The following is an 8455-nucleotide window of genomic DNA, read 5'->3' on the forward strand; positions in this document are numbered from 1 at the left end:
CTCGCTCCCACAGATGTCACGGGTTGGACTCAGGATTCGCATGCGCTACAAAGGCTCGCTCCCACAGGAGTCTGTTTGCTTTCTTTCTAAATTCGAACAGGAGATCCAGTGTGTCCTCTCCCATCCCGGTCACGATCCTCAGCGGCTTCCTCGGCGCTGGCAAGACCACGTTGTTGCGTCATTTGCTCAAGGCCGAGCACGGCCTGAAGATCGCCGTGATCGAGAATGAATTCAGCGATGCTGGCATCGACACCCAACTGCTGGGCGAAGAGCCGGTGCAGGTCATGACCCTGGCCAACGGCTGCGTTTGCTGCACGATCCACACCGACCTGACTAAAGCCTTGTACCTGTTGCTCGAGCGGCTGGACAGCGGCGAAATCGCATTCGACCGCCTGGTGATCGAATGCACCGGCCTCGCCGATCCTGCGCCGGTGGCACAGACTTTTTTCATCGACGAGGACCTGCGCGAACGCTACATCCTCGACGGCATCCTGACTCTGGTCGATGCTGCCCACGCCGAGATCCACCTGACCCAGACCATCGCCCAGGCCCAGGTCGGGTTTGCCGACCGCTTGCTCTTGAGCAAGACCGACCTGGTGGACGCCGCTCATGTCGAGGCACTTACCGAGCGTCTGACGCGCATCAACCGACGGGCGCCGATCAGGGTCGTCGAGCACGGCAATATCGACCTCGCCGAGCTGCTGGATATCCGCGGCTTCAATCTCAACGCGGACCTGGGCGGCGGACTCAGCCTTCGCCCGGTCGCCAAGGCCACCACGGCCGACCGCATCAGCAGTCTCGTGCTGCGCACCGACAAGCCGCTGGATATCGACAAGCTGAGTGCGTTCATGAACCAGTTGCTGGAAGAGCACGGCAAGCAATTGCTGCGTTACAAAGGTGTGCTGAACATCGCCGGCGAACCCCGCCGACTGGTATTCCAAGGCGTACTCAAGCTCTACGGTTTCGATTGGGACACCGAATGGGCTGAGGGTGAAGCTCGGGAAAGCGTGATCGTGTTCATTGCCGATGAATTGCCTGAAGAGAAGATCCGCGAAGGTTTCGACGCCGCACTCCTCTGACCATCCGCGCCTGCGCCTGGGTTTTCATACCGCCAAAAAAAAACCGGCCACTGGGGCCGGTTTTTTTGTTGCTACTGCTGTTAAGCGCCGTACACCGGCAGCTTCTTGCAGATGGCCTTGACCTTCTCGCGAACGGCATCGATTACCGCTTCGTTGTTCAGGTCCGCCAGGATGTCGCAGATCCAGCCGGCCAGTTCCTTGCACTCGGCTTCCTTGAAGCCGCGAGTGGTCACGGCCGGGGTGCCGAAGCGCAGGCCCGAGGTAACGAACGGGGAGCGTGGATCGTTCGGCACCGAGTTCTTGTTCACGGTGATGAACGCCTTGCCCAATGCGGCATCAGCGTCTTTGCCGGAGATGTCCTGCTTGATCAGCGACAGCAGGAACAGGTGGTTTTCAGTACCGCCGGAGACCACGTCGAAGCCGCGTTCGATGAACACGCCGGCCATGGCCTTGGCATTTTTCACCACTTGCTGCTGGTAGGCCTTGAACTCAGGTTGCAAAGCTTCCTTGAAGCAGATCGCCTTGGCTGCGATCACGTGTTCCAGCGGGCCACCCTGGGCGCCAGGGAATACGGCCGAGTTCAGCTTCTTCTCGATGTCAGCGTTGGCGCGTGCCAGGATCAGGCCGCCACGTGGACCACGCAGGGTCTTGTGGGTCGTGGTGGTGACCACGTCGGCGAACGGCACCGGGTTCGGGTAGACGCCAGCGGCGACCAGGCCCGCAACGTGAGCCATGTCGACGAACAGGTAGGCACCGACCTTGTCGGCGATTTCGCGGAAGCGCGGGAAGTCGAGGATCTGCGAGTAGGCGGAGAAACCGGCCACGATCATTTTCGGCTTGTGCTCTACGGCCAGGCGCTCGACTTCGTCGTAGTCGATCAGGCCGTTGCCGTCGATGCCGTACTGGATGGCGTTATACAGTTTGCCCGAGGACGAAACGCTGGCGCCGTGGGTCAGGTGACCGCCGTGGGCCAGGCTCATGCCCAGGATGGTGTCGCCGGCCGACAGCAGCGCCAGGTAGACGGCGGCGTTGGCTTGGGAGCCTGCGTGCGGCTGGACGTTGGCGTAATCGGCGCCGAACAGTTGCTTGGCGCGGTCGATGGCCAGTTGCTCGACCACGTCGACGTACTCGCAACCGCCGTAGTAGCGCTTGCCCGGGTAGCCTTCGGCATACTTGTTGGTCAGTACCGAGCCTTGAGCTTCCATCACCGCGGGGCTGGTGTAGTTTTCCGAAGCGATCAGCTCAATGTGCTCTTCCTGGCGCTGAGCTTCTTGCTCCATGGCGGCAAAGAGATCGGCGTCGTACTTGGCAATAGTCAAATCACGGCTGAACATGGCGGTCCTCAAGGATCGGGGCAGAAAAGGGGGGCATTCTAACCCAACCGGTTTTGGAAGGCATATGAAAGGACGTCATGTCCTGGACGAATGGGTTTCATGGGCAGCTCTGTGTCGTCCTGGCTGTCCTCATCGCGAGCAAGCTCGCTCCCACACTTGAAATGCATTCCCCTGTGGGAGCGAGCCTGCTCGCGAAGGCGCCCGCCCAGACGATGGGAATCTCAGTCGAACATGAACAGCGCATCATTGCTGAACTGCGCTTCAAACCGGTTGGCCGGCATCGGGCGGCCGAACAGGTAGCCCTGGACTTCGTCGCAGCCATGTTCACGGAGGAAATCCAGTTGCTCGTGGGTCTCGACACCCTCGGCGATGACCGCCAGGTTGAGACTATGGGCCATGGCGATGATCGCCCGGGCGATCTGGGCATCCTGCTCGCCGGACGGCAGGCCATCGACGAAGGTGCGGTCGATCTTCAACACGTCGATGGGGAATTGCTTGAGGTAGTTGAGCGATGAATAACCGGTGCCGAAGTCATCGACCGCGATGCTCAGGCCCAGGTTCTTCAAGCCGGCCAGGATCTGCATCGCCTCGCTGACTTCGCGCATCAGAATGCTTTCCGTCAGCTCCAGTTCCAGGCACGCCGGCGGCAGGCCGGTGCTGCGCAGGATATTGGCGATGCGCGTGCCGAGCTGGCCGTCGGAGAACTGCCGGGCCGAAATGTTGACCGAGACCTTCGGCACCCGGACCTTGGCTTGGTGCCAGGTCTTGAGTTGGCGACAGGCCTCGCTGATGACCCAGTCGCCGACGTCCACCACCAGCCCGAGTTCTTCGAGCACCGGGATGAAGTCCCCTGGCGGCACCAGCCCGCGTCGTGGATGGCGCCAGCGCAGCAAGGCCTCGGTCCCGGTCAGGCGCTTGCCGTCGCCACTGAACTGTGGCTGGTAATACAAGACAAACTCGTTCTGTTCCAGCGCATGGCGCAGGTCGCTTTCCAGCTCCAGGCGCTCCAGGGCGCTGGCGTTCATGTCGGCCTGGTAGAACTGGAAGTTGTTCTTGCCGCGCTCCTTGGCGTGGTACATGGCCGTGTCGGCGTTTTTCATCAGCTGGCTCAGCTCGTTGCCGTCCTGTGGGCTCAGGGCGATACCGATACTGGCGGTGACGAAGAACTCCCGGCCTTCGAGCACGAACGGCCGGACCAGGCTGGCAAGGATCTGCTCGGCCACGGTAATCGCCCGGTTGAGCGCCATTTCGCGGCTTGCGCGCGGTTGCAGCAACAGAGTGAACTCGTCGCCGCCCATGCGCGCTACCGTGTCGTCATCGGCCACGCAGCCGAGCAGTCGCGTGGCCATTTCCTTGAGCATCCGGTCGCCAGCGGCGTGGCCGAGGGAATCGTTGATCGGCTTGAAGCGGTCCAGGTCGAGGAACATCAGCACCACCCAGCTCTTCTGCCGTTCCGCCGATTGCAGCGCGGTATGCAGGCGGTCCTGGAACAGCGTGCGGTTGGGCAGGTGGGTCAGGGCGTCGTAGTAGGCCAGGCGATGGATGCGCTGCTCGCTGGCCTTGCGCTCGCTGATGTCGCTGAAGAAGCACACATAGCTGGCGAGGTCGCCTTCGTCGTCGAGCACCGCGGTAATGCCGACCCAGGCCGGGTAGTGCTCGCCGTTGCGGCGCTTGAGCCAGACTTCGCCCTCCCAGGTGCTGTGTTGTTGCAGCTGCTTGAGCACGTAGCGCAGGTGGGCTTCCTGCTGCTCGTCGACGGTCAGCATGTTGGGCAACTGGTCCAGCACCTGCGACACCGCATAACCGCTGACCCGGCTGAAGGCTTCGTTGGCCTGGACAATGTAGCCGGCCGGGTCGGTGATCAGGATCGCCGAGGTCGAATGCTCGAATACCGTCGCGGCCATGCGCAGGTCTTTTTCCGCTCGGCGCTGCTGGCTGATGTCGCGGCCTACGCCCAATACGCCCTCAAACGCGCCGTTGTCGTCCCACACCAGCACCAGCCGCAGCTCGATGGGGATCTTGCGCCCGTCGGCACGCAGGCAGTCGAACAGGAACAGTTGGGTCTGCAACTGGTTGCGCAGCTCGGCCAATTGCTCAGGCTTGTCGAGGGCCTTGCTGACCCGGTCCATCAGGCTGTAGATGCCGGTCAGTTGTTGCGGATTGGCGATGGTCGACTGCCAGCCATGCTGGAAGATCCAGTCGGCGGTGTAGCCCAGCACTGCCTGAACCGACGGGCTGACATAGTTGAGCGAGAGTTTGCTGTCGGTGGAGAAAATCACGTCGCTGATGCTTTCGGCGAGCATCCGGTAGCGCTGCTCGCTGTCGCGCAATGATTCGCTGGCCTCGATCTGCTCGGTGATGTCCTTGGCCACGCCGATGATCCGCGTGACCTGGTCATGGCGATCCCGGGCCAGGGCCTGTTCGCGGACCTCGAAGCGTCGCCATTTGCCGTTGCGATGGCGAAAGCGCAGCTGGCATTGCAGCAGTTGCGTGTAACCGCCGCGGCGCTGTTCCTGGCGCAAGTGGTGGTAGTGATCGGCATCGTCGCTGTGCAGCAGGATTTCCCAGAAATACTCGCCCATCTGGTGCAGTTCGGTACGGTCGTAGCCGAGCGTCTGGCCCAGGTGGTGGTTGCTGAAGATCATCCGCTGGCTGATGACGTCCTGTACGTAAAGATGATCCGGGACGGTGCGCACCACGTCGGACCAGAAGCCTTCGCGTTCCAGCAGCGACAGCTCGATCAGCTTGCGGCTGGTGATATCGCTGATGCTCAGGATGACGGCGTTATAGTCGTCCTGTGTTTCCGGCAGGCGCAGCACCAGCCACAAATGCTGATCGCGGCCATGGGCGTCCTGGAGCCTGATCTCCAGTTCCAGTTGTTTGTGCTGGTCGAGCAACGCTTCGAGCAGTTTCGAGCCAACCGGGTTGTTGTCTTTCGCCGCGTTGCCCACCAGCAGTTGCCAGGCCTGTTCACAGGAATCGACATTGAGCAGCTTCAAGGCCATCTGGTTGACTTCGGTGACGTGCACTTGCTGCTGTAACTGTTCGAGCTGCTGCGGGGCCTTCAGCCAGGTGCGCAACTGCTCGCCATCATGCAGGCCGGCCCTGGCAAAAAAGGCCTTGAGCCCGGACAGGTCAAGCACGCAGAGGGCCACGCCGGTGCCCTCGAAAATGTCCTGGTAACGGCGGCGCCCCTCATGCAACTGACGCTGGCGGCGACGCATGTTCAGCAGCGCGATCACCGGCAGCAGCGAAAACGCCAGGCCCAGCAAGCATTTGCCGATGAACGCGGGCAGCAATTGTTCGAGCACCTGGCTGCGATCGAACAACCCGCGCAGCTGCCAGTCGCTGCTGCTCAGGGGCACGGTCAGTACGGTGTTGCTGAGGTCTTGTTCAGTCAATCGCGTCGGGTTGGGCGCGGGCGGGGCCTCGTCGCGGCTGATGATTTGCTGGTTGACCCGGTTCTCCACCAGCCACAGCGGGCGCAGCCCGCTATCGGCCTGTTTGGTCAATGTCGCGAAAAACCCCGGGGTCAAGCGCAATGCCCAATAACCGCGCGTGCTGCCGCTGGCCTGGTGCAACAACAGGTGCACCACGGAACCGTCCTCGGCGTTGCTGAAATAATGCGCCTGGGCATGACTGCGCCGTACCAGTTCGGCCAGGTAGCTGGCATCCTCGCTGGTAGCGTCGCTGTCGCTGAGCACCCGGCCGGAAGGGCTCAGCAGTGCCAGGCTGCGTAATTCAGGCAACGATTGCTGGAGTTTGCGCAGCAGCGCCTGTTGTTCGTCGACGCTTTGCGGTTGTTCGACAATCGGTAGCAGATTGAGTGCAATCTGCGCATTCAAGGCCATGTTCAGGCTGACTTGCGCGGCCAGGTCGGCCGTGTAGTCGATCGTGTATTGGCGCTGTTGCTGCTGGGTTTCGCGCAACTGGTCGAGCAACTGCCAGAAGAGCAGGCCCAGCAGCAACAGCACCAGCGAGGCCAGCCCGCCCTTCAATGTTCCGCGCAGGGGCGTGCCGGGCACAGCAGGGGCGGCGCGCGGAGACGGGGACGGCGTGACGTTGGACAAGCTGTAATCCTGCAGTTTGCTGGACTGGCGCGACGTGCACTATAAGCCGGACGCCCGAAGGGCGGCTAGCATGCCTTGACTTGTGGCAAAGTGCCAGCCCTTGGCGGCTGGACCTTGACCGACGGTTGAGGTAGCTTTGCCGGTCAAACAAGAGCGCTCCGGCTCCAGATTCCCAGGCTCAATCGGCCCGCAGGCATTGATCAACATCAAGTGCCCGCGCCGCGCATGGCCTGGCTCGTTCTTTTCACCTGTCACTGACGCTAGGTTCACCATGGCTCAATACGTCTTCACCATGCATCGGCTGAGCAAAGTTGTTCCGCCGAAGCGGGAAATCCTGAAAAACATTTCGCTGTCATTTTTCCCCGGCGCCAAGATCGGCGTGCTGGGCCTCAACGGTTCGGGTAAGTCCACGCTGCTGAAAATCATGGCTGGCGTCGACAAGGAATTCGACGGCGAAGCCCGTCCGATGCCTGACCTGAACATCGGCTACCTGCCGCAGGAGCCTCAGCTCGATCCGACCAAGACCGTTCGAGAAGTGGTCGAGGAAGCGGTCAGCGTGATCAAGGACGCCCAGGCGCGCCTGGACGAGGTTTATGCCGCCTACGCCGATCCGGACGCCGATTTCGACAAGCTGGCCGCCGAGCAGGCCAAGCTCGAAGCGATCCTGCAGGCCAGCGATGGCCACAACCTGGACCGTCAGCTGGAAGTGGCCGCCGATGCACTGCGCCTGCCGGCCTGGGACGCCAAGGTCGAGCATCTTTCTGGCGGTGAGAAGCGCCGCGTGGCCCTCTGCCGCCTGCTGCTGTCCGCCCCGGACATGTTGCTGCTCGACGAACCGACCAACCACCTGGACGCCGATTCCGTCGCCTGGCTCGAACACTTCCTGCACGATTTCCCGGGCACCGTGGTTGCGATCACGCACGACCGGTACTTCCTGGACAACGTCGCCGGCTGGATCCTGGAACTCGACCGTGGCGCAGGCATTCCGTACGAGGGCAACTATTCGGGCTGGCTGGAAGCCAAGTCCGATCGTCTGGCCCAGGAATCCAAGCAGCAGTCGGCGCATGAAAAAGCCATGAAGGAAGAACTGGAGTGGGTGCGCAAAGGCGCCAAGGCTCGCCAGTCCAAATCCAAGGCGCGTCTGCAACGCTTCGAGGAAATGCAGTCCCAGGAATTCCAGAAGCGCAGCGAAACCAACGAAATCTACATCCCGGCCGGTCCGCGCCTGGGTGACAAGGTCATCGAGTTCAAGAACGTCAGCAAGGGCTATGGCGACCGCGTGTTGATCGACAACCTGTCGTTCTCGATGCCCAAGGGCGCCATCGTCGGCGTGATCGGCGGTAACGGCGCCGGTAAATCCACGCTGTTCCGCATGCTGATGGGCAAGGAAACGCCGGACTCGGGCACCATCGAAATCGGTGAAACCGTGCAGCTGGCCTGCGTCGACCAGAGCCGCGAGGACCTGGACGGCAGCAAGACCGTATTCCAGCAGATCTCCGACGGCTCCGACCAGATCCGCATCGGCAGCTACGAAATCCCGTCGCGTACCTACGTGGGGCGCTTCAACTTCAAGGGCGGCGACCAGCAGAAGTTCGTCAAGGACCTGTCCGGCGGTGAGCGTGGTCGCTTGCACCTGGCGCTGACCTTGAAGGAGGGGGGCAACGTCCTGCTGCTCGACGAACCGTCCAACGACCTCGACGTCGAAACCCTGCGTTCCCTGGAAGAGGCCCTGCTGGACTTCCCGGGCGCGGCCATTGTGATCTCCCACGATCGGTGGTTCCTTGACCGCGTCGCGACGCACATCCTGGCGTACGAAGACGACTCGCAAGCGGTGTTCTTCGAAGGCAACTACACCGAGTACGAAGCCGATCGCAAGAAGCGCCTCGGCGAAGCCGCTGCCCAGCCGCATCGTGTACGGCACAAGAAGCTGGCTTGATTCGGTCGGCTAAGCAGTAACCCTGTGGGAGGGGGG

4 protein-coding genes are annotated in these 8455 nt (G+C 62.0%); 2 read left to right on the forward strand and 2 right to left on the reverse strand.

All coding sequences use genetic code 11. The features are described 5' to 3' along the window. The first annotated feature begins 110 nt into the window (after positions 1–110). Positions 111–1079 (forward strand): GTPase, encoded by a 969-nt coding sequence (gene yjiA / locus ACE04F_RS19305; protein WP_486109174.1) that lies wholly within the window; start codon positions 111–113, stop codon positions 1077–1079. A gap of 80 nt (positions 1080–1159) precedes the next feature. Here yjiA and glyA read toward each other — a convergent pair whose 3' ends face one another. After that, positions 1160–2413 carry a serine hydroxymethyltransferase gene (gene glyA, locus ACE04F_RS19310; RefSeq protein WP_305498691.1) on the reverse strand — a complete coding sequence of 418 codons (1254 nt, stop codon included), beginning with the start codon at positions 2411–2413 and terminating at the stop codon, positions 1160–1162. A 221-nt stretch (positions 2414–2634) separates the two neighbouring features. After that, positions 2635–6483, reverse strand: a complete 3849-nt coding sequence (locus tag ACE04F_RS19315) for a bifunctional diguanylate cyclase/phosphodiesterase (RefSeq protein WP_486109176.1) — start codon at positions 6481–6483, stop codon at positions 2635–2637. A gap of 271 nt (positions 6484–6754) precedes the next feature. On the opposite strand from ACE04F_RS19315, the gene ettA reads away from it, so the two are divergent. Further along, positions 6755–8419 carry an energy-dependent translational throttle protein EttA gene (gene ettA, locus ACE04F_RS19320; protein WP_305498693.1) on the forward strand — a complete coding sequence of 555 codons (1665 nt, stop codon included), beginning with the start codon at positions 6755–6757 and terminating at the stop codon, positions 8417–8419. Positions 8420–8455 lie beyond the last annotated feature (36 nt).

Source organism: Pseudomonas sp. AGC41 (assembly GCF_057334555.1).

Bases quoted from the DNA above. Each gene is read 5' to 3' on its own strand.
- glyA (WP_305498691.1), bottom strand. From the start codon at position 2,413: ATGTTCAGCCGTGATTTGACTATTGCCAAGTACGACGCCGATCTCTTT.
- ettA (WP_305498693.1), top strand. From the start codon at position 6,755: ATGGCTCAATACGTCTTCACCATGCATCGGCTGAGCAAAGTTGTTCCG.